This window comes from Geobacillus sp. PLS 41 (assembly GCF_056494105.1).
Genome location: NZ_CM151395.1, coordinates 1,420,829 through 1,442,969 on the forward strand (window position 1 = coordinate 1,420,829; position 22,141 = coordinate 1,442,969).

Below are 22,141 nucleotides of genomic sequence, written 5' to 3' on the forward strand. Positions count from 1 at the left end.
ATGAACGAGCGGCTGAAAGAAAAATTGGCTGTGCTGCCGGAGCAGCCGGGCTGCTATTTGATGAAAGACAAACACGGAACGGTCATTTACGTCGGCAAAGCGAAGTCGCTGAAAGCGCGCGTCCGCTCGTATTTTACCGGGACGCATGACGGCAAGACGCAGCGGCTTGTTGAGGAGATCGCTGATTTCGAATACATCGTCACCTCGTCAAACGCCGAGGCGCTCATTTTGGAGATGAATTTGATCAAAAAGCATGATCCGAAATACAACGTCATGCTGAAAGATGATAAAAGCTACCCGTTTATTAAAATCACCGCAGAAAAGCATCCGCGCCTGCTTATCACCCGCAAAGTGAAAAAAGACGGCGGCAAATATTTCGGCCCGTATCCAAACGTGCAGGCGGCGAACGAAACGAAAAAGCTGCTCGACCGCTTATATCCGCTCCGCAAATGTTCGACGCTGCCTTCGCGCGCCTGTTTGTATTACCATATGGGCCAATGCCTCGCCCCGTGCGTCCACCCGGTGTCGGACGAACAAAATAAGGCGATGGTTGAACAAATCGTCCGCTTTTTAAACGGCGGGTATGAAGACGTGAAGCGGGAGTTGGCCGAGAAAATGCACGAGGCGGCGGAAACGCTCGAGTTTGAACGGGCGAAAGAATACCGCGATCAAATCGCGGCGATTGAGATGACGATGGAAAAGCAAAAAATGATGCTCAACGACTTCATCGACCGCGATGTATTCGGCTATGCGTACGACAAAGGCTGGATGTGCGTGCAAGTGTTTTTCCTTCGCCAAGGGAAGCTGATTGAGCGCGACGTGTCGATCTTCCCGCTTTACCAAGACCCGGATGAGGAAATGCTTACGTTTTTGGGTCAGTTTTATGCGAAAGCGCATCATTTGAAGCCAAAAGAAGTCGTCCTCCCGTCCGACATTGACGGCGAGCTCGCCCGCGAATTGCTCGGCGTTGCCGTCGTCCAGCCGAAAAAAGGGAAGAAAAAAGAGCTTGTTGAGCTGGCGAGCAAAAACGCGGCCATTGCTCTGAAAGAAAAATTTTATTTCATCGAGCGGGACGAAGAACGGACGATCAAAGCAGTCGAACGTCTCGGAGAGCGTCTTGGCATTCCGGCGCCGCGCCGCATCGAGGCGTTTGACAACTCGAACATTTACGGGGCCGATCCGGTCTCGGCGCTCGTCGTTTTCCTCGATGGCAAGCCGGCGAAAAAAGAATACCGGAAATATAAGGTGAAAACGGTCGCAGGCCCGAACGATTATGAAACGATGCGCGAAGTCGTGCGCCGCCGCTATACGCGCGTGTTGAAAGAAGGATTGCCGCTTCCCGATTTGATCATCATCGACGGCGGCAAAGGCCACTTGTCGGCGGTGCGGGATGTGCTCGAAAACGAACTTGGACTGGATGTGCCGCTGGCTGGATTGGCGAAAGACGAAAAACATCGCACATCAGAGCTTTTGGCCGGCGACCCGCCGGATGTCGTGCCGCTTGACCGGCAAAGCCAAGAGTTTTATTTATTGCAGCGCATCCAGGATGAAGTGCATCGGTTTGCCGTTATGTTTCACCGAAAGACGCGGCAGAAAACGATGTTCCATTCCGTGCTTGATGACATCCCCGGCGTCGGGGAAAAGCGGAAAAAAGCACTCTTGAATTATTTCGGCTCTGTGAAAAAGATGAAAGAGGCGACGGTGGAAGAGTTGCAGCGGGCGAACATTCCGCGAGCGGTGGCGGAGAAAATCTATGAAAAACTGCATGAATAATGGCTGAACGGGCGCCCGTTTTGCGAGCGGGCGCCCGTTGCCTACATTTCATTCGATCGCCTGCTTCCGATCCCATTTCACCAAAATGCGCGCTTTGCCGTCCCGCTTTGGCGGCAGTTCGACCGCTTCGGTGACGAACCGCTTTTGTTGTTCGATTTGCTGGGCGAGAAATCCAGCCTCAAGCTGGAACGAGCAGCTGCCATACAAGGAAAAGCGGGCGGCGATGATGGGGCCTGACAGCTCGATATATAGTTCGTCGTTTCGCTCTTCGCCGGTTGATAGCTCCCCCCAGCCCGCCCGTTCAAAAAATACGGCGACGTCATCGAGCGTTCCGAGCGGGTAGCGCCGTGCCAGCTGTTTGCCGGCCCAGTACAGCAGCGAAGCGGCATCTTTGCCAAGCAGCTCGGGAAGAAGCGAATGGCGAAGCAGCTCAGCCCCGAATGCGGAAAGCGCAATCGACCCAAACATTTGATATTGATCCTCTAATGGTGGCTGTTTCATCGTTTTCCCCTCTTTCTATCCATTTCCCCATTATAGCTGAATTGCTGCCGGAGTGCATCCTCTTTCCTAAGGTGGCGCAACTATGAGAATGTTTGAACATTTTGTGGCAGTGTTTTCTTGACGCTTGTACAATGTGGGAGTACAATGAATGTGACAAAGCGAATAAGGGAATGGAAGGCGTTTTCGTTTCCGCATGGCGAGCGAGAGGGACATATTTTTTATTCAATTGAAGGGGGTTTACATAATGGCAGGGAATCGCGAGTTTTACTATCGCCGGCTCCATTCGCTGCTGGGGGTTGTTCCCGTCGGCATCTTTTTAGTGCAGCACTTGGTCGTCAACCATTTTGCGACCCGTGGGCCGGAAGCGTTTAACCGGGCGGCGGCGTTTATGGAAAACTTGCCGTTCCGCTATTTTCTTGAAATTTTTGTTATTTTCCTTCCATTGTTGTTCCACGCTGTATACGGCATTTATATCGCGTTTACAGCCAAATTCAACACTCGCCAGTACGGCTATTTTCGCAACTGGATGTTCATGCTTCAGCGGATCACCGGCATCATTACATTGATTTTTGTCGTCTGGCATGTGTATGAAACGCGGGTGCAAGCCGCATTCGGCGCCGAAGTGAACTACGATATGATGGCCAACATTGTCGACAATCCGTTTATGCTCGGATTTTATATTGTTGGAATCTTGTCCACGGTCTTTCACTTCGCCAACGGCTTATGGTCGTTCTGCGTCAGCTGGGGGTTGACGGTGTCCCCTCGTTCGCAGCAAGTATTTACGTACATTACGATGATCATTTTCATCGCGCTTTCCATTGTCGGCATTCGCGCCATCTTAGCGTTTGCGTAAGACAAGCGTTCCATTCTTAGGGAATGATTCGACGATGAACTGCTGCGTTGGCTCGTGACAGATCGCGTCTTAGCCGTTCGCCGAACGATCGCTTGGTCGATGGCGGGCCGGCAAGGCAAAACGTGCGGCATGCAAGCAAAAGCAGCAATCTATTAGGGAGTGAGTAGCTATGAAAAAAGGGAAAATCATCGTTGTTGGCGGTGGGCTGGCCGGTTTGATGGCCACGATTAAAATCGCCGAAGCAGGAGTGCCTGTCGAACTGTTTTCGCTCGTTCCGGTAAAGCGTTCTCACTCCGTCTGTGCCCAAGGCGGCATTAACGGAGCGGTCAACACGAAAGGGGAAGGCGACTCGCCGTGGGAGCATTTTGACGACACCGTCTATGGCGGGGACTTCTTGGCGAACCAGCCTCCGGTCAAAGCGATGTGTGAAGCGGCGCCGGGGATTATTTACATGCTCGATCGGATGGGCGTCATGTTCAACCGGACGCCGGAAGGGTTGCTTGATTTCCGTCGTTTCGGGGGGACGCAGCATCACCGGACCGCCTATGCTGGAGCCACGACTGGCCAACAAATTTTGTATGCACTTGATGAACAGGTGCGCCGCCATGAAGTGGCCGGGCTCGTCACGAAGTACGAGCATTGGGAGTTTTTAGGCGTCGTTTTGGATGACGAGCAAATCTGCCGCGGCATCGTCGCACAAGATTTGCGGTCCATGGAAATCAAAGCGTTTCCAGCCGATGCCGTCATTTTGGCGACCGGCGGCCCGGGGATCATTTTTGGGAAATCGACGAACTCGGTCATCAACACTGGTTCAGCGGCTTCGATCGCCTATCAGCAAGGCGTTTACTACGCGAACGGCGAGTTCATCCAAATTCACCCGACCGCCATTCCGGGCGATGACAAGCTCCGCCTTATGAGCGAATCGGCGCGCGGGGAAGGCGGACGCATTTGGACGTATAAAGACGGGAAACCGTGGTACTTCCTTGAGGAAAAATATCCGGCTTACGGAAACTTGGTGCCGCGCGACATCGCCGCACGGGAAATTTTCCACGTCTGCGTCGATTTGAAGCTCGGCATCAACGGCGAAAACATGGTGTATTTGGATTTGTCACATAAAGATCCGAAAGAGTTGGATGTTAAGCTCGGCGGCATTATCGAAATTTACGAGAAGTTCATGGGCGAAGACCCGCGCAAAGTGCCGATGAAGGTGTTCCCGGCCGTTCACTACTCGATGGGCGGCTTATGGGTCGACTATGACCAAATGACGAACATCAAAGGGTTGTTTGCTGCCGGCGAGTGCGACTATTCGATTCACGGCGCGAACCGCCTCGGGGCAAACTCGCTTCTGTCGGCGATTTACGGCGGAATGGTCGCCGGCCCGAACGCCGTCCGCTACATCCGCGGCCTCGAGAAATCGGCGGATGCGATGCCGTCGACGTTATACGACAGCTATGTGAAACGGGAGCAGGAAAAATGGGAGAACATTTTGGCGATGGACGGCACGGAAAACGCCTATGTGCTGCATAAAGAGCTCGGTGAATGGATGACGGCGAACGTGACGATCGTCCGCTACAACGACCGGTTGCTGAAGACGGATGAGAAAATTCAAGAGCTGATGGAGCGGTACAAAAACATCAGCGTCACCGACACGTCGAGATGGAGCAACCAAGGAGCGACGTTTATCCGCCAGCTGTACAACATGCTGCAGCTCGCCCGCGTCATTACGCTTGGCGCTTACCATCGCAATGAAAGCCGTGGGGCGCACTACAAGCCGGAGTTTCCGGAGCGCAATGACGAAGAGTGGCTGAAAACGACGATGGCCCGCTACACGCCAGATGGTCCGGCGTTCCATTATGAAGACGTTGACGTCTCGTTGATTAAACCGCGCAAGCGCGACTACAGCAAAAAGAAAGAGGAAGTGAAGTAAGATGAGCGAGAACAAAACGGTTCGTTTGATCATCACGCGCCAAGATCGTCCGGATTCCGCGCCGTATGAAGAAGAGTTTGTCATTCCGTACCGCCCGAACATGAACGTCATTTCGGCGCTCATGGAAATTCGTCGCAATCCAGTCAACGCCAAAGGGGAAAAAACGACGCCGGTCGCTTGGGAAATGAACTGTCTGGAAGAAGTATGCGGAGCCTGTTCGATGGTCATTAACGGCAAACCGCGCCAGGCGTGCGCCGCGCTCATTGACAAACTCGAGCAGCCGATCCGCCTTGAGCCGATGCGCACATTCCCTGTCATCCGCGACTTGGTCATCGATCGGAGCCGGATGTTTGACGCGTTGAAGCGAGTGAAAGCATGGATTCCGATCGACGGAACGTACGACTTGGGTCCGGGGCCGCGCATGCCAGAGCGGAAGCGGCAATGGGCGTACGAGCTGTCAAAATGCATGACATGCGGCGTCTGCCTCGAAGCGTGCCCGAACGTCAACAGCAAGTCGAACTTTATCGGCCCGGCGCCGCTGTCGCAAGTGCGGCTGTTTAACGCCCACCCGACCGGGGCGATGCATAAAGCCGAACGGCTGCGGGCGATTATGGGCGACGGCGGACTGGCCAACTGCGGCAACTCGCAAAACTGCGTGCAATCGTGCCCGAAGGGCATTCCGTTGACGACATCGATCGCGGCGTTAAACCGCGAAACGACGATTCAAATGTTCCGCGATTTCTTTGGCAGCGACGAAGTGTAGCGGCAGAATCAAAATCCCCTTCATTCGAATAGACATGAGGGGGATTTTTTGTTTTTCTGGACAAGCGGCAGCCAACCGTCTCCGGCGAACCGAAAGATGAAGAAAAAAAAGACCCATTTTTCTATTAGATAAGCAAATTTTCGTCACCGCCGCTCTTGCTCTCACATACGATATGGCGAGGAAATACCCATCCGGCAGTTCGGGCCCATTGAGAGCAAGGAGGGTTACAACCGTTGAAGGACAAATCGTTTCAATCGAAGCCGCTTTTGACAAAAAGAGAAAAAGAAGTCTTCGAATTGCTCGTGCAAGACAAGACGACGAAAGAGATCGCCAAAGAGCTGTTTATCAGCGAGAAAACGGTCCGCAACCATATTTCGAATGCGATGCAAAAGCTTGGGGTCAAGGGGCGCTCGCAAGCTGTCATTGAATTGCTTCGAATGGGCGAACTTGAACTATAAACGATGCCGGCTTTCCTTGTTGGACAGCCGGCTGTTATGTTCCCTTGCGGCCGGACGAGGCTTGGCGCCCGTCCGGCCTTCGTCCGCGGCGGCCGCCGCATTTTTTTGTTGATTATCTTTGCCGGTGTTGTAAAATGAAAAGTAAGAATAGCTGTCGGCGCAAGCCGCCGTTTGAGGCTGGCCGCGGAAACGATCAAGGAGAGATGGTATGCCGTCTGCGATGAATGAAAGAACGGTCGCCGAGTTGGAAAAATTGCTTCGCTATATCGCCGCAAATTTGAAACAGCGCGGCCGTGAAATTTTAACCAACTATCCGATCACCCCACCGCAATTTGTCGCCCTGCAGTGGCTGCTTGAAGAAGGGGACTTGACGGTCGGCGAGTTATCGAACAAAATGTATTTGGCGTGCAGCACGACGACCGACTTGGTCGACCGCATGGAGCGGAACGGACTTGTCGCCAGAGTCCGCGATGAACACGACCGCCGCGTCGTCCGCATTCGCCTTCTTGAAAAAGGGGAGCGCATTATCGAAGAAGTGATTGAGAAACGCCAGCGCGATCTAGCGAGCGTGCTTGAAAGCTTTTCAGACGAGGAAATCGTCGTCTTTGAGCGTTGTTTGCGCAAATTGCATCAAGAAATGACGAAAGAATGAGGCGATCACTTGGAAAGAGCAATTGGTGTCATTGACTCAGGAGTCGGCGGTTTGACCGTCGCCAAAGAAATTATGAGGCAGCTGCCGAAAGAACAAATTATTTACTTAGGCGACACCGCCCGTTGCCCGTACGGGCCGCGGCCGGTGGAAGAAGTCCGTCGATTTACGTGGCAAATGATTGATTACTTGCGGCAATATCCCTTGAAAATGCTTGTTATCGCCTGCAACACCGCGACGGCGGTCGCGCTTGACGACGTGCGGGCGAAGCTTGACATTCCTGTGCTTGGCGTTATTCATCCCGGCGCTCGCGCCGCCCTGAAAGCGACTAGGCGCGGGCACATCGGCGTCATCGGCACGATTGGCACGATCCGAAGCCGGGCGTATGAAAAGGCGCTTCAATCAATCAATCCGCGCGTCCAAGTCGAGAGCTTGGCCTGTCCGAAATTCGTTCCGCTGGTGGAAAGCGGCGACTTTGAAGGGCAGGAGGCGATGGCGATCGTCGCCGAATCTCTCGCTCCGCTCCGACCGCTGCCGATCGATGTGCTGATTTTAGGCTGCACGCATTATCCGTTGCTCGCGCCGCTCATTCGCACGTATATGGGCAAACGCGTGAAGCTCATTTGCTCAGGCGGTGAGACAGCTCGTGAAGTGAGCGCGATTTTGCATCACAGCCAGCTCCTTTACACCGGCGAGCGCGAACCGGAGCATTTGTTTTTCACGACTGGGCCGAAAGAGCTGTTTGAAAAGATTTCCGGGAAGTGGTTTGGCAAGCCGATCGGCACGGTCGAAGCGATTCGGCTGTAACCAACAAATCCTTTAGCGTCCATGCGCTAAAGGATTTTTTTTATTCTATTTTGGAAAACGGCTCGTATACATAGTAGTACAAACTACGAGTAGGAGGGAACGTCAATGAAACGGACGACTCACATATGGGCGGCGCCGCTGCTCGCCTCGCTGTTGTTGCTTGGCGGCTGCGGTTTGTTTGGGCGAGATGAGGCGGTGAAGGAGATTGATCCGCCGCAAGAGACGAGTTATGTCAAAGACGGCCAAGCGCTTCAGGAAGCGACGGAAAGCCAAAAGGAAGGGAAGGAGAAAGCGAAGGCCACCGAGACGGTGAAAAGAGAGCTGTACTTGATTGACAAAAACGGCTTTGTCGTGCCGCAAACAGTGGAATTGCCGAAAACGCAGGCCGTGGCGAAACAAGTACTCGAATATTTGGTTGAAGACGGACCTGTGTCAGAAATGTTGCCGAACGGCTTCCGCGCGGTCATTCCGGCCGGAACGACGGTGCTTGGCACAAAATTGGAAAAAGACGGAACGTTGATCGCCGACTTTTCTCCGGAATTTAAAAACTATAAGCCGGAGGACGAAAAACGAATTTTGCAGTCCATTACGTGGACGTTGACGCAATTTGACAATATCAAGCGCGTCAAAATCCGCATCAACGGTTACGATCAAAACGTGATGCCGGTCAATAAAACACCGATTCAAGATGGGGTAAGCCGCGCCGACGGCATCAATATGGAAGCGAGCGGCGTGCCAGACATTACGAATACGCATCCAGTCACCGTTTATTTTGTCGCCCAACAAGGGAACAGCACATACTATGTGCCGGTGACACGGCGTGTGTCCAATAAGGAGAAAGATGATATTGCCGCGGCCGTCAACGAACTGATTCAAGGACCAGAGCAAGGGAGCGGGCTTGTCGGCGTCTTTCAGCCGGACGCGAAGCTTGTCGATGCCCCGAAATATGAGGATGGCAAAGTGACGCTCAACTTTAACGAAGGCATTTATGGAAGCAACAAGAAAAATGTCATTTCCGACGTCGTGTTGAATTCCCTCGTTTTGTCGCTCACTGAGCAAAAAGGAGTCGAAAGCGTGGCGATCACAGTCAATGGCAAAGCCAATCTTGTCACGGAAGACGGCAAGCCGCTCACCAAACCGGTCGCTCGGCCGCAAAACGTCAATACCGGGACATTTTAACCGGTTGGTGCTGACAGGCTGGAAACGAATAGGACGTTATGGTATAACAAAGAGGTGGAAACGTATTCCGCCTCTTTCTTTTTTTCGCTAGGTGGAAAGAAATGCGGCGTCTGGCATTCCGTTGAAGATGGAGAAAAGGAGGACTCAGTTGATGAGAGCGGACGGACGAAGCAGTTGCGAGCTGCGCCCTGTACATATACACCCGCATTACATGAAGCACGCTGAAGGGTCGGTGCTCATTGAAGTCGGCGACACGAAAGTCATTTGCACGGCGACGGTCGAAGAGAAAGTGCCGTCGTTTATGCGCGGCGGCGGCAAAGGATGGATTACGGCCGAATATGGGATGCTGCCGCGGGCGACAGAGCAGCGGAATGTGAGGGAAGCGAGCAAAGGAAAAGTGTCGGGGCGGACGATGGAAATTCAGCGCTTAATCGGCCGTGCGCTTCGCTCGGTTGTTGATCTTGAACAGCTTGGTGAGCGGACCATTTGGATCGATTGCGACGTCATTCAGGCGGATGGCGGAACGCGGACGGCGTCGATCACCGGTGCGTATGTGGCGCTTGTGTTGGCGCTTGCCAAACTGGTGGAAGAAGGGAGGCTCGAGGCGCTTCCGATCCGCGATTTTCTCGCCGCTACCTCGGTCGGCATCGATCCGGAGCATGGGGTGATTCTTGATTTAGATTACAACGAGGATGCGCGGGCGAAAGTGGATATGAACGTCGTCATGACCGGAGCCGGTCAATTTGTTGAGATTCAAGGGACCGGAGAGGAAGCGGTTTTTTCACGCGCCGAGCTCGATGAATTGCTTGAAGCGGCGCAAATAGGCATCGAGCAGCTCATCGCCGTTCAGCGCCGCGCATTGGGCGAGTGGGCGGCGCGCATCGGCGAAAAAAAAGAAGCGGCAGAGGAGGACACAGAGTGAAGGAGATTGTCATCGCGACCAAAAACGCTGGCAAAGTGCGCGAGTTCGCCGCTTTGTTTGCCAAGCGGGGCGTCGAAGTGAAATCGTTGCTTGACTTTCCGGACGCTCCGGATGTCGCAGAAACGGGAAGCACGTTTGCGGAAAATGCCGTGCTCAAAGCAGAAGCGGCGTCGCGGCGTCTAAAGCGGCCGGTGATCGCCGATGATTCCGGGCTCGTGGTCGATGCGCTCGGCGGCCGGCCGGGCGTTCATTCGGCCCGTTATGCCGGGGAAGATAAAAACGATGCACGCAACATCGCCAAGCTGCTTCGCGAGCTTGACGGGGTGCCGATGGAGCAGCGCACGGCTCGTTTTCATTGCGCGCTCGCCGTCGCGATCCCAGGGCGGCCGACCGCCGTTGTCGAAGCGACATGCGATGGTTATATCGCCGAAGTGCCGCGTGGGGAGGGGGGCTTTGGCTATGATCCAATCTTTTACCTTCCGGAGCGGGGAAAAACGATGGCGGAGCTTGCGCCGGAGGAAAAAAATCAAATCAGTCATCGCGCCAAGGCGCTGACGAAGCTCGATGAGCAGTGGGAGGAGATCGTCGGTGGAAAGGGGCGGACGGAATGAAGGCGGTGATTGTGAGCGACAGCCATGGGCTGACTGCCGAACTTGCTGAAATTGTCAACCGTCATCGCCATGAAGCGGATTTGTTTATCCATTGCGGTGACTCGGAGTTGGAGGTGGGGGCGGACGAGATCGCCCCGTTTGCCGTCGTGCGCGGCAACTGCGATTTCGCCGCGTTTCCTGCTGAGCGCATCGAAGAGGCAGGCGGCGTTCGGTTGTTTGTCACCCACGGCCATTTATACGGGGTGAAAACGTCGCTTTTGCGTTTATCCTATCGCGCACAAGAAACAGGGGCTCACGTCGTTTGTTTCGGCCACTCGCATTTGGCCGGTGCTGAACAAATCGATGGGTTGCTGTTCATCAATCCCGGCAGCATCGCCTTGCCGCGGGGAAGAAAAGAAAAAACGTACGCGGTGCTGACGGTCGACAGCGGACGGGCGCACGTCCAGTTTTATGAAGTGGATGGACAGCCTATTCTCAAAATGGAACAAACGTTTTCTATCTAAGCCGGCAAAACCGCCGGCTTTTTCACGGTAAGCAAGGCCGCTTCAACAGGTTCGCTTTCAAAATGGAAGTGCCATATAGCGTGTTTGGAAAGGGGGCCTGTGTTTGGGCCGCCTTTTTTCGTTTTGGGGAGATGAAGTGGAAAAAGGCGCATCGTTTTGATTCGTCATTTTCATGTCCGAGTGAGAAGCGAACGTTGCTTACGGATCTTTTCTATCAGAAAAATGAGCGCGCCTTGAGCCCGTTATGTTCATATCGAATGAGGAGCGAACTGCGCTCAAGGGCGTTTTCTATGAGCCGCCAAGAAAGAAAAAATTTTTTGAATCGGCAAAACCTTGATTCTATCATAATGTAAGCGCATTCAAATAGTTTGACCAATCGGAATTTTCGAAAAACGTTATTGACGGCACAAAGGTTTCGGATTATTATAATTTTCAAATAAGAGAAACGACTCAATACAATGATCAAGCCGTTCAAAGCAACTGCTGACTGATCAAGGAAGAGGGGAACCGAAGTGGGCGAACAATGGATCTTTTTAAACGGAGAATTTGTGACAAAAGAAAACGCCAAAATTTCCGTGTATGACCATGGATTTTTGTATGGCGACGGGGTATTTGAAGGCATTCGCGTCTATAGCGGCAACGTATTCCGCCTCGAAGAACATATAGATCGGCTATACAATTCAGCGAAGTCGATTTTGCTCGACATTCCGTACACGAAGGAAGAAATGATTGGCCACGTGCTCGAAACGATCCGCCGCAACGGCTATCAAGATGCATACATCCGCCTGGTCGTTTCGCGCGGGGTCGGCGATTTAGGACTGGATCCGTACAAATGCAAAACGCCGCAAATCGTGATTATCGTCGAGCCGCTCGCGCTCTTCCCGAAACATTTATATGAAACCGGCATCGAAGTGGTGACAGTGGCGACGCGCCGCAACCGCTCTGATGTGCTGAGCCCGAAAGTCAAATCGCTCAACTACCTAAACAATGTGCTTGTCAAAATCGAGGCGCATTTGGCGAACGTAAGCGAAGCGCTGATCTTAAACGATCAAGGCTATGTCGCGGAAGGTTCGGGAGACAATGTTTTCATCATCAAAAACGGCGTCATTTACACACCGCCTGGGTATGTCGGGGCGCTTGAAGGCATTACGCGTCAAGCGATCATCGAAATCGCGGAGGATCTCGGCTATACGGTGAAAGAGGAGCCGTTTACCCGCCATGATGTCTATGTCGCGGATGAAGTGTTTTTGACGGGGACGGCGGCCGAAGTCATTTCGGTCATTAAAGTCGATGGCCGGACGATCGGCGACGGGACGCCGGGACCGCATACCAAGCGGTTGCTTGAAGAATTTCGCCGCCGCGTGGTCGTCGAAGGAGTAAAGGTGTATCCGACGAACGCCAATGTCGGTTGATCGTCCATGACAAGTGGATAGCGAAAAAGCGTTGACGAGGATAAGTAGTCAGCGGGGTCAACATCCACAGAGAGCCGGGGGAGCTGCGAACCGGTGATGTTGCCGCTTGATGAACTCACCTCTGAGCGCCAGCCTGAACGCCGGACGGCTAGTAGGGCTGGACGAGTGGAGACGCGCGCTTCACTCGTTACCAAAATGAGCGGCCGGCTTCGGCTGGCCGCTCCTGAGGCGGCCGTCACGGCCGTGAAGAAGGGTGGTACCGCGGAAAGGAAACCTTTTCGCCCCTTTGGCTGGAAATGACAGCCATCGTGGGCGGAAAGGTTTTTTATATGGATGACAAATCACAGGGAGGATCGACGATGACAAAAATGAAAGTCGAGGAACAAGAAAAAGCGAGGACGAAGGCGAGAATGAGCGGGTCGCTGATGCTCATTGAAGCGCTCAAGGAAGAAAAAGTCGAAGTCATCTTCGGCTATCCGGGGGGGGCGGTGCTCCCGCTGTATGACGAGTTGTATAAAGCCGGCGTGTTCCACGTGCTGACGCGGCATGAGCAAGGGGCCATCCATGCGGCGGAAGGATATGCGCGCATTTCTGGAAAACCGGGGGTCGTCATCGCCACCTCCGGCCCGGGAGCGACCAACATCGTCACCGGGTTGACCGACGCGATGATGGATTCGCTGCCGCTCGTCGTCTTTACCGGGCAAGTGGCGACAAGCGTCATCGGTTCGGATGCGTTTCAGGAGGCGGACGTTGTCGGCATTACGATGCCGATTACGAAACACAACTACCAAGTGCGCGACATCAGCGAGCTGCCGAGAATCATTAAAGAGGCGTTTCACATCGCGACGACCGGGCGCCCCGGACCGGTGTTGATCGATATTCCAAAAGACATTACGACGGCCGAAGGGGAGTTTGATTACGATCAAGACGTTCATTTGCCTGGCTATCAGCCGACGACGCAGCCGAACCATTGGCAAATCCGCCGGCTTGTCGAGGCGGTCAGCCAATCAAAGCGGCCGGTCATTTTAGCCGGCGCTGGCGTCTTGCACGCCAATGCGTCCAATGAATTGCGGCAATACGCCGAACAGCAAAACATTCCGGTCATTCATACGCTCCTTGGCCTTGGCGGTTTCCCGGCAGACCATCCGCTTTTCTTGGGGATGGCGGGCATGCACGGGACGTACACGGCGAACATGGCGCTCTATGAGTGCGATTTGCTTATCAACATCGGCGCCCGTTTTGACGACCGGGTCACCGGCAACTTGAAATACTTCGCGCCAAAGGCGACTGTCGCTCATATCGACATCGACCCGGCGGAAATCGGCAAAAACGTGCCGACCAAAATTCCGATTGTCAGCGACGCCAAAGCGGCGCTGCAGGAACTGATCGCCCAGCAAGGCAAACCGGCTGACAACGCGGCGTGGCTCGAACAGCTCAATGAGTGGAAGCGGCGCTTCCCGCTCCATTACGAGCCGGAAGCCGGGACGATCAAGCCGCAAAAGCTTGTCGAAATGATTTACGAATTGACAAATGGCGAAGCGATCGTCACAACGGACGTCGGCCAGCACCAAATGTGGGCGGCGCAATATTACAAGTTCAATCGACCGCACCGGTGGGTGACGTCCGGGGGGCTCGGCACGATGGGCTTCGGGCTTCCGGCAGCGATCGGCGCCCAGCTCGCCGACCGGAGCGCTACGGTCGTTTCGATCGTCGGCGACGGCGGCTTCCAAATGACGTTCCAAGAACTGTCGGTCATTCAAGAGCTGGGGTTGCCAATTAAAATCGTCATCGTCAACAACCAGGCGCTCGGCATGGTGCGGCAATGGCAGGAGCTGTTTTACGAAAAACGGTACTCCCATTCGCTCATCCCGAATCAGCCGGATTTTGTAAAACTCGCTGAAGCATACGGCATACCGGGGCTGCGGGCGAAGACGGAGGCGGAAGCAGCTGAAGTGTTAAAACAAGCGTTTGCGATGGATGGGCCGGTGCTGCTTGATTTCCATGTCCGCGCCGACGAGAACGTGTATCCGATGGTGGCGCCCGGCAAAGGGCTTCATGAAATGGTGGGGGTGAAAGCGTGCGAAGAATTATCACGATGACGGTCAACAACCGCCCGGGCGTGTTAAACCGCATTACCGGGCTGTTTACGAAGCGGCATTACAATATCGAAAGCATTACGGTCGGGCATACGGAAATCGAGGGCGTTTCGCGGATGACGTTCGTCGTCAACGTTGACGATGAACGGACGGCGGAGCAAATCATTAAGCAGCTGAACAAGCAGATTGATGTGTTGAAGGTGAATGACATCACCGACCAAGCGATCGTCGCCCGCGAGCTGGCGCTCATTAAAGTTGCCGCTCCTCCGGCGGTCCGCCAGGAAATTTACACGCTCATCGAGCCGTTCCGCGCCTCGATCGTCGACGTAAGCAAAGACAGCCTCGTCATTCAAGTGACCGGCGAGCCGGAGAAAGTCGAGGCGTTGATTGAACTATTGCGCCCGTACGGCATTAAGGAAGTGGCGCGCACGGGAACAACCGCGTTCACCCGCGGGGCGCAAAAAGCGACCACGAACCAGAAAACGGCGTTTATCATTTAACGGCCACTGTCTCCGTTGCAACGATCGTTGTCAAAACATTGTCGATACGAATAACCGCGCCTGTGCGCAATGAGGGCGCATGGCGGCCCATTTACACTACACGACAAAGGAGAGGGTAATCATGGCAAAAGTCTACTATAACGGGGATGCAAACGAACAATATTTGCAAGGGAAAACGGTCGCGATCATCGGCTACGGCTCACAAGGCCACGCCCATGCGCAAAACTTGCGCGACAGCGGCGTCCGCGTCATCGTCGGGCTGCGAAAAGGAAAATCGTGGGAGCAAGCAGAGCAAGACGGGTTTGAGGTGTATTCCGTCCGCGAAGCGGCGAAGCAGGCTGATATCGTCATGGTGCTGTTGCCGGATGAGAAGCAGCCGGCCGTGTACAAAGAGGAAATCGAGCCGGAACTCGAGCCAGGCAATGCGCTTGTGTTTGCGCACGGCTTTAACATCCATTTCAGCCAAATCGTCCCGCCGAATCATGTTGACGTCTTCTTGGTTGCGCCGAAAGGCCCAGGCCATCTCGTGCGGCGCACATATACGGAAGGAGCGGGCGTGCCGGCGCTCATCGCCGTCTACCAAGATGTGACCGGACACGCGAGAGAAACGGCGCTCGCCTACGCGAAAGCGATCGGCGCTGCTCGAGCTGGGGTGTTGGAGACGACGTTCAAAGAAGAAACGGAAACCGACTTGTTCGGTGAACAAGCGGTGCTGTGCGGTGGGCTGACGGCGCTCATCAAAGCCGGGTTTGAAACGCTCGTTGAAGCCGGGTATCAGCCGGAAGTCGCCTATTTTGAGTGTTTGCATGAGATGAAGCTCATCGTCGATCTCCTTTACGAAGGCGGTTTGTCGTGGATGCGCTATTCGATTTCCGATACGGCGCAATGGGGCGACTTTATCACCGGCCCGCGCATTATTAACGACGCTGTGAAAGCGGAAATGAAAAAGGTGCTCGATGACATTCAAACGGGCAAATTCGCGAAGAGCTGGATTTTGGAAAACCAAGCGAACCGTCCGGAGTTCAACGCCATCAACCGGCGTGAGAATGAGCATTTGATTGAGATTGTCGGACGCGAACTGCGAAGCATGATGCCGTTTGTGAAGGCAAAACAAGTCGAGGCGGTGGTGCCAGGTGCGAAAAATTAAGTTTTTTGATACCACATTGCGTGACGGGGAACAATCTGCTGGTGTGAACTTGAATTTGCAAGAAAAGTTGGAAATTGCCCGTCAGCTTGAACGGCTGCGGGTTGACATCATCGAGGCGGGTTTCCCCGCCTCATCGAAAGGCGATTTTGAGGCGGTCAAACAAATCGCCGAAACGGTGAGAACATGCTCGGTCACCGGGCTGTCGCGCTCGGTCCGAAGCGATATTGATGCGGCGTGGGAGGCGTTAAAAGGCGGCGCGGAGCCGCGGCTCCACCTATTCATCGCCACCTCGCCGATCCATATGGTGCATAAATTGCGGATGACGCCGGAACAAGTGATTGAAGCGGCGGTTGAGGCGGTGAAATACGCGAAGCGCTTTTTCCCGATCGTCCAATGGTCGGCGGAAGATGCGTGCCGAAGCGAGTTGCCGTTTTTGGCGAAAATCGTCGCCGAAGTGATCAAAGCCGGCGCCTCGGTGATCAACATTCCGGATACGGTCGGCTATATTACGCCGAAAGAATACGGGGAAATTTTCCTCTATTTGCAAAACAATGTTCCGAATATTGAAAATGTTTCACTCTCCGCTCATTGTCATGATGACTTGGGCATGGCGGTGGTGAACTCGCTATCGGCCATTGAACATGGAGCGACGCAGGTCGAGTGCACGATCAACGGCATCGGCGAGCGGGCCGGCAATGCGGCGCTTGAGGAAATCGCTGTCGCCCTTCACATCCGCAAAGACTACTATCAAGTGGAAACGCGCCTCAATTTGCAGGAAATTAAGCGCACAAGCAATCTTGTCAGCAAGCTGACCGGGGTCGTCGTTCCACCCAACAAAGCGGTCGTCGGCAAAAATGCGTTTGCGCATGAATCGGGCATCCATCAAGACGGCGTCTTAAAAGAAAAAACGACATACGAAATCATTTCGCCGGAGCTCGTCGGCGTGCCGTCGAATTCGATGGTGCTCGGCAAACATTCCGGCCGCCATGCGCTTCGCAACCGGGTCGAGGAGCTCGGCTACACGTTGTCCGATGAAGAAATCAATCAGCTGTTTGTCCGTTTTAAAGAATTGGCGGACAAAAAGAAGGACATTACCGATGATGATTTAATCGCGTTGATTTTCGAAGAGAAGTTCGACCACTTTAAAGATTTTTACCAATTGTCTTCCATCCAAGTGCAATACGGGACGAATCAAATTCCGACAGCGGTCGTTGTACTGAAAGACGGGAAGGGGAATGAAATCCAAGAAGCGGCGACCGGCGCCGGCAGCGTCGAGGCGCTGTACAATACATTGGAACGTTGCTTCCAAACGCCGGTGACGCTGCTTGACTACCGGATCGAATCGGTCGGCGGCGGCCGCGATGCGTTGGCCCAAGTGTTCGTCAAAGTGCGCGCCCATGACATCGAGACGAGCGGGCGCGGCACTGCACAAGACGTGTTGGAAGCATCGGCGAAAGCGTACATCAACGCCATCAACCGTGTGTTTATGATCGAAGCGATGCGCGGCGAAAACGAGAAAGTGGCAACACCATAAAACGGGGGGATTCAGAATGGGAAACTATCGGATTGCCGTCTTGCCAGGGGATGGCATCGGCAAAGAAGTGACGTCCGGAGCGGTCGAGGTATTGAAAGCGGTCGGCATCCGGTTTGGCCACGAGTTTACGTTTGAATATGGATTGATCGGTGGAGCGGCGATCGATGAGGCGGGGACGCCGCTCCCCGAGGAAACGCTCCGCCTTTGCCGAGAAAGCGATGCGGTGCTGCTTGGGGCGGTCGGCGGTCCGAAGTGGGATGACAACCCTCCGCATTTGCGCCCGGAAAAAGGATTGCTTGCCATTCGCAAGCAGCTCGACTTATATGCCAACTTGCGGCCGGTTGTTTGCTATGACAGTTTGGTTTCCGCTTCGCCGTTAAAACCGGATCTCGTGCAAGACGTCGATTTTGTCATCGTCCGCGAGCTGACCGGCGGCATTTACTTCGGCCAGCCGAGCGGCCGCGTCGTCGAAAACGGCGAAGAAAAAGCAGTGGACACCTTGTTATATAAAAAAGAAGAAATTGAGCGGATCGTCCGCATGGCGTTTATACTCGCACGCGGGCGGAAGAAAAAAGTGACTTCGGTCGACAAGGCGAACGTCCTTTCGTCAAGCCGTCTATGGCGGGAAGTGGCCGAAGAGGTGGCGAAGCAGTTTCCGGACGTCACGCTTGAGCATATGCTTGTTGACAATGCCGCGATGCAGCTCATCCGCGCGCCGAAGCAGTTTGATGTCATTGTGACAGAAAACATGTTTGGCGACATTTTAAGCGATGAAGCCTCCATGTTGTCCGGTTCGCTCGGGATGCTGCCGTCAGCCAGCTTATCCGCTTCCGGTCCGAGCTTGTATGAGCCGGTGCACGGTTCAGCGCCTGATATCGCCGGCATGAACAAAGCCAATCCGATTGCGGCGATTTTGTCAGCCGCGATGATGCTTCGCCTGTCGTTCGGGCTCACCGCGGAAGCGGAGGCGGTAGAGCACGCGGTGCGGCAGGCGCTCGATCAAGGTTTGCGCACTGCCGACTTGGCGCCAAGCGGCGGCCGCATCGTATCAACGAACGAAATGGTCGAAGAAATCAAAACAGCGGTGCTGGATTATACGGCCATTGCTCAAATTATGACCGTTTATGCCTAAGACGTGCGAGGTGAAAGCCAATGAAGCCGAAAACGATCATCGATAAAATTTGGGAAAACCACGTCGTCTACCGTGAGGAGGGCAAACCGGATTTATTGTACATCGATTTGCACTTAGTGCATGAAGTGACCTCGCCGCAAGCGTTTGAAGGGTTGCGGCAAAAAGGACGGAAGGTGCGGCGGCCGGATTTGACCTTTGCGACGATGGACCATAACGTGCCAACCGTTAACCGATTTGTGATTACCGACGAAGTGGCGCGCAACCAAATCGCTGCGCTTGAGCGCAACTGCCGCGAGTTCGGCATTCCGCTCGCCGACCTAAACAGCGAAGAGCAAGGAATCGTTCACGTCATCGGCCCAGAGCTCGGGTTGACCCAGCCGGGAAAAACGATCGTTTGCGGCGACAGCCATACGTCGACGCACGGGGCGTTTGGCGCCTTGGCGTTTGGCATCGGCACGAGCGAAGTCGAGCATGTATTGGCGACGCAAACGCTTTGGCAGCATAAGCCGAAAACGCTGCAAATCTGCATCAACGGCCGCCTCGGCAAAGGAGTGACCGCCAAAGACGTCATCTTGGCCATTATCGGCCGCTATGGCGTTGGCGTCGGCACCGGTTATATTATCGAATTTACAGGGGAAGCGATCCGACGCATGTCGATGGAAGAGCGAATGACGATTTGCAACATGTCGATTGAAGCTGGGGCGAGAGCCGGCCTCATCAGCCCGGATGAAACGACGTTTGCCTATTTGCGCGGCCGCAAATATGCGCCAAAAGGCGAGGAGTTTGACAAGGCGGTGGAACGGTGGCGGGCGTTAGCCAGCGATGAGGGGGCAAAATACGATAAAACGATTGAAATCGATGCGTCGACGATCGCTCCGATGGTGACGTGGGGGACGAACCCCGCGATGAGCACTTCCGTCGATGGCGTCGTGCCGCATCCCGAGCAATTTGAAAGCAAAACAGAGCAAAACGCGGTGCGCCGGGCGCTTGAGTACATGGGGCTTAGACCGGGCACGCCGATTACGGATATTCCGGTGCAGCACGTCTTCATCGGTTCGTGCACCAACTCACGCCTCAGCGATTTGCGCGCGGCGGCGAGCATCGTGAAAGGGAAAAAAGTGGCTCCGGGTGTACGGGCGCTCGTCGTGCCTGGATCGCAGCAAGTGAAAAAACAAGCCGAGGCGGAAGGGTTGGCGCAAATTTTCATCGACGCCGGTTTTGAATGGCGCGACTCCGGCTGCAGCGCCTGTTTGGGCATGAACCCGGACATCATTCCGGAAGGCGAGCACTGTGCGTCAACGTCGAATCGCAACTTTGAAGGGCGGCAAGGAAAAGGGGCGCGCACGCATCTCGTCAGCCCGGTGATGGCCGCGGCGGCTGCGATTTACGGACATTTTGTCGATGTGCGCCAGCTTGAAGCCGAGCCGGTCTGTTAAATTGACGATCGTGATGGCAAAAGAGGCGGCGCGGCATCCTAGGAAGCCGAGCTCCTTTGCCATCAGTGACATCCATAACGGAAGGGGGAAAGGACGATGAAGCCGTTTACGATCCATCGCGGAAAAACCGCCGGCATCGATCGTGCGAATATTGATACCGATCAAATCATTCCAAAGCAGTTTTTGAAACGGATTGAACGCACTGGCTTTGGCCAGTTTCTCTTTTACGATTGGCGGTATTTGAGCGACGGCACGCCAAATCCGGAGTTTGAGCTCAACCGCCCGGAAAACGAAGGGGCGACGATTTTAGTCGCCGATGAAAACTTCGGCTGCGGCTCATCGCGCGAACATGCGCCGTGGGCGCTGCAAGATTACGGATTCCGCGTCATCATTGCCCCATCGTTTGCCGATATTTTTTACAACAACTGCTTAAAAAATGGGCTGTTGCCGATCCGGCTGGATAAAGAGGATGTCCGCTACTTGCTGCGCCAAAGCGAGCGCGCAGACTATGAACTGACGGTTTCGCTTGAAGAACAGCGGGTATTTGACGATGAAGGATTTTCGCGTCCGTTTGACATCGACCCGTATCGAAAACAGCTGTTGCTAAAAGGATGGGACGAAATTGATTTGACGTTTGTGTACGAAGCGCATATCGCCGCCTACGAACGACGGCATTGTCCACGGCCGTAAGCGCCATGTGTTCCGGGCGGCAAGGAGAGATGGGTTGCTCTGCCAATCGGCGGGAGCAGCCTTTTTCGCGTTTGACGGCGTCTGCGTCCAGAGGCCGGCTGCTTTTCGGCAAACAAGCGGCTTGTGTTACCCAGCAAGACGCGGGTTGTTTCGCGAGGGAAAACTTGTTACACTGATGGTAAATGCAAATGGGAGCGGGCGAAGATGGCTGGGAAAAAAGGAAAAATCATCATGTTTCCGCAAACAAAAGAACGGCTTATGGAAGAGGCGTTTGCTGCGCTCGAGGCGAAGCGATATAAAGAAGCGCTCCGCTTTTTGTGCGCCGCCGAACAGCTTGGCGACCACAGCTTTCCGGTTCGGCTTGGGCTGGCTGTCTGTTGCTATGAGCTTGGGGAATATGATGAGGCGGAGCGGCGTCTTGCCGGTTTGCTTGACGAGCAACCGGGCAACGGTGAACTGTTGCAAATGTATATTGCCATATTGTTGCAAACGAATCGATACAGCAAGGCCGAAACCGTGATCCGCCACGCCTTGCGCCGTTCGTCGCTATCCGTTTCGCTGCGCGAACAGCTTCACCAGCTGCTTCGATTCAGTGAAAAAATGAATGCCCGCACGCTTCCGCCCGCGGAGTGGAAGCGGGTGAGACGGCTGCTTGAGTCCGGGGACATTGCTGAGCAGCTGCAACTGATTAAACAACTGGAAAAAGAAGACATCGATCCGGTGCTGCCGTTGCTCAAGCAATATTTACGCGCACCGGAAAAAAGCCCGATGGCGAAAACGATGCTTCTTCGCCTGTTGACAGGGAAGCGAGTCAATGAAACGGTGACGGTTGAAAAATTTGGCCGTTGCATGGAGGTCGTCCCGTCAGCGTTGGACGAACAGACGGAAACGGCATTTGCTTCCGAACTGCTGGGCCGGCTTGAGCAGCAGCTCGCGGCGGAAAGCCCGAGCTTATACGAAACGGCGGCGGAAATTTGGCTTCGCTATGCATATGTGTTGTATCCGTTTCCGCCGGAGCCGGCGGATGCAGCGGCCTGGCTTGCTGCTCTCCATTGGATGGCGAGCCGGTTTTTAGGCTTGGATGCTGACGCGGCCGCCTTGGCCGACCGCTACGGTGTGGAGGCGGCGGAGATGGCAAGGCTTTGCCAAAAACTATATGAAATAGAGGAACTTTCCTCCCTCTAATGGCTCGTTCTCTGTTGAAACATGGCTGTTGTATGGTATAATATAATGGCTGTGCTATGTATC

At 54.4% G+C, this 22,141-nt stretch carries 21 protein-coding genes and 1 other annotated feature; of the genes, 20 read left to right on the forward strand and 1 reads right to left on the reverse strand.

All coding sequences use genetic code 11. The features are described from left to right. Positions 1-1,773, forward strand: coding sequence for an excinuclease ABC subunit UvrC (gene uvrC, locus ACVX3G_RS07020; protein ID WP_011232149.1), 1,773 nt, complete (start codon positions 1-3; stop codon positions 1,771-1,773). Between the two features lie 48 nt (positions 1,774-1,821). Here the strand turns inward: uvrC and ACVX3G_RS07025 are convergent, their stop codons facing one another. Continuing rightward, a complete protein-coding gene (locus ACVX3G_RS07025) occupies positions 1,822-2,274 on the reverse strand; it encodes a YslB family protein (protein WP_013144566.1) in 453 nt (150 codons plus the stop codon). A 244-nt stretch (positions 2,275-2,518) separates the two neighbouring features. Here ACVX3G_RS07025 and ACVX3G_RS07030 point away from each other — a divergent pair, with 244 nt between their 5' ends. The 19 genes from ACVX3G_RS07030 (at position 2,519) to ACVX3G_RS07120 (ending at position 22,078) form a co-directional block, all read left to right on the forward strand. After that, positions 2,519-3,127 (forward strand): succinate dehydrogenase cytochrome b558 subunit, encoded by a 609-nt coding sequence (locus ACVX3G_RS07030; RefSeq protein WP_011232147.1) that lies wholly within the window; start codon positions 2,519-2,521, stop codon positions 3,125-3,127. 169 nt (positions 3,128-3,296) lie between these two features. After that, a complete protein-coding gene (sdhA, locus tag ACVX3G_RS07035; RefSeq protein WP_011232146.1) occupies positions 3,297-5,054 on the forward strand; it encodes a succinate dehydrogenase flavoprotein subunit in 1,758 nt (585 codons plus the stop codon). 1 nt (position 5,055) lies between these two features. Beyond that, positions 5,056-5,817, forward strand: a complete 762-nt coding sequence (gene sdhB, locus ACVX3G_RS07040; protein WP_011232145.1) for a succinate dehydrogenase iron-sulfur subunit — start codon at positions 5,056-5,058, stop codon at positions 5,815-5,817. A gap of 233 nt (positions 5,818-6,050) precedes the next feature. Next, positions 6,051-6,275 carry a helix-turn-helix domain-containing protein gene (locus ACVX3G_RS07045; RefSeq protein ID WP_008881129.1) on the forward strand — a complete coding sequence of 75 codons (225 nt, stop codon included), beginning with the start codon at positions 6,051-6,053 and terminating at the stop codon, positions 6,273-6,275. Positions 6,276-6,483: 208 nt separating this feature from the next. Beyond that, positions 6,484-6,927, forward strand: a complete 444-nt coding sequence (locus ACVX3G_RS07050) for a MarR family winged helix-turn-helix transcriptional regulator (protein WP_014196465.1) — start codon at positions 6,484-6,486, stop codon at positions 6,925-6,927. A gap of 9 nt (positions 6,928-6,936) precedes the next feature. Next, entirely contained in the window at positions 6,937-7,731 is a 795-nt protein-coding gene (gene racE, locus ACVX3G_RS07055) for a glutamate racemase (protein ID WP_011232143.1), read from the forward strand. 105 nt (positions 7,732-7,836) lie between these two features. Continuing rightward, positions 7,837-8,910: a GerMN domain-containing protein gene (locus ACVX3G_RS07060; protein WP_020278127.1), complete on the forward strand. Its 1,074-nt coding sequence runs from the start codon at positions 7,837-7,839 to the stop codon at positions 8,908-8,910. Positions 8,911-9,061: 151 nt separating this feature from the next. After that, positions 9,062-9,832 carry a ribonuclease PH gene (gene rph / locus ACVX3G_RS07065; protein ID WP_011232141.1) on the forward strand — a complete coding sequence of 257 codons (771 nt, stop codon included), beginning with the start codon at positions 9,062-9,064 and terminating at the stop codon, positions 9,830-9,832. Then, positions 9,829-10,443: an XTP/dITP diphosphatase gene (locus tag ACVX3G_RS07070; RefSeq protein ID WP_025038958.1), complete on the forward strand. Its 615-nt coding sequence runs from the start codon at positions 9,829-9,831 to the stop codon at positions 10,441-10,443. Before rph ends, ACVX3G_RS07070 begins: the two co-directional genes overlap by 4 nt. Next, positions 10,440-10,946: a metallophosphoesterase family protein gene (locus ACVX3G_RS07075; protein ID WP_020278130.1), complete on the forward strand. Its 507-nt coding sequence runs from the start codon at positions 10,440-10,442 to the stop codon at positions 10,944-10,946. The genes ACVX3G_RS07070 and ACVX3G_RS07075 overlap by 4 nt, the downstream gene beginning before the upstream one ends. 512 nt (positions 10,947-11,458) lie before the next feature. Then, the gene (gene ilvE, locus ACVX3G_RS07080; protein WP_011232138.1) at positions 11,459-12,358 is read left to right on the forward strand and encodes a branched-chain-amino-acid transaminase; all 900 of its coding nucleotides are present in this window, start codon (positions 11,459-11,461) and stop codon (positions 12,356-12,358) included. Positions 12,359-12,380: 22 nt separating this feature from the next. Then, positions 12,381-12,647: a binding site (T-box leader), on the forward strand. 70 nt (positions 12,648-12,717) lie between these two features. Further along, the gene (gene ilvB, locus ACVX3G_RS07085; protein WP_033004993.1) at positions 12,718-14,457 is read left to right on the forward strand and encodes an acetolactate synthase large subunit; all 1,740 of its coding nucleotides are present in this window, start codon (positions 12,718-12,720) and stop codon (positions 14,455-14,457) included. After that, entirely contained in the window at positions 14,436-14,954 is a 519-nt protein-coding gene (gene ilvN, locus ACVX3G_RS07090) for an acetolactate synthase small subunit (RefSeq protein WP_013144574.1), read from the forward strand. Before ilvB ends, ilvN begins: the two co-directional genes overlap by 22 nt. Positions 14,955-15,075: 121 nt before the next feature. Then, complete coding sequence (ilvC, locus tag ACVX3G_RS07095) at positions 15,076-16,101, forward strand: ketol-acid reductoisomerase (RefSeq protein WP_011232135.1); 1,026 nt, start codon at positions 15,076-15,078, stop codon at positions 16,099-16,101. Continuing rightward, on the forward strand, positions 16,088-17,635 hold the full coding sequence (locus tag ACVX3G_RS07100) for a 2-isopropylmalate synthase (protein ID WP_011232134.1): 1,548 nt from the start codon (positions 16,088-16,090) through the stop codon (positions 17,633-17,635). Before ilvC ends, ACVX3G_RS07100 begins: the two co-directional genes overlap by 14 nt. A gap of 16 nt (positions 17,636-17,651) precedes the next feature. Further along, on the forward strand, positions 17,652-18,767 hold the full coding sequence (gene leuB / locus ACVX3G_RS07105) for a 3-isopropylmalate dehydrogenase (RefSeq protein WP_020278134.1): 1,116 nt from the start codon (positions 17,652-17,654) through the stop codon (positions 18,765-18,767). A 20-nt stretch (positions 18,768-18,787) separates the two neighbouring features. Beyond that, complete coding sequence (leuC, locus tag ACVX3G_RS07110) at positions 18,788-20,203, forward strand: 3-isopropylmalate dehydratase large subunit (RefSeq protein WP_020754257.1); 1,416 nt, start codon at positions 18,788-18,790, stop codon at positions 20,201-20,203. A gap of 96 nt (positions 20,204-20,299) precedes the next feature. Beyond that, positions 20,300-20,893 (forward strand): 3-isopropylmalate dehydratase small subunit, encoded by a 594-nt coding sequence (gene leuD, locus ACVX3G_RS07115; RefSeq protein ID WP_011232131.1) that lies wholly within the window; start codon positions 20,300-20,302, stop codon positions 20,891-20,893. A gap of 204 nt (positions 20,894-21,097) precedes the next feature. Continuing rightward, positions 21,098-22,078, forward strand: a complete 981-nt coding sequence (locus ACVX3G_RS07120; protein ID WP_479454600.1) for a tetratricopeptide repeat protein — start codon at positions 21,098-21,100, stop codon at positions 22,076-22,078. Positions 22,079-22,141: the final 63 nt, after the last annotated feature.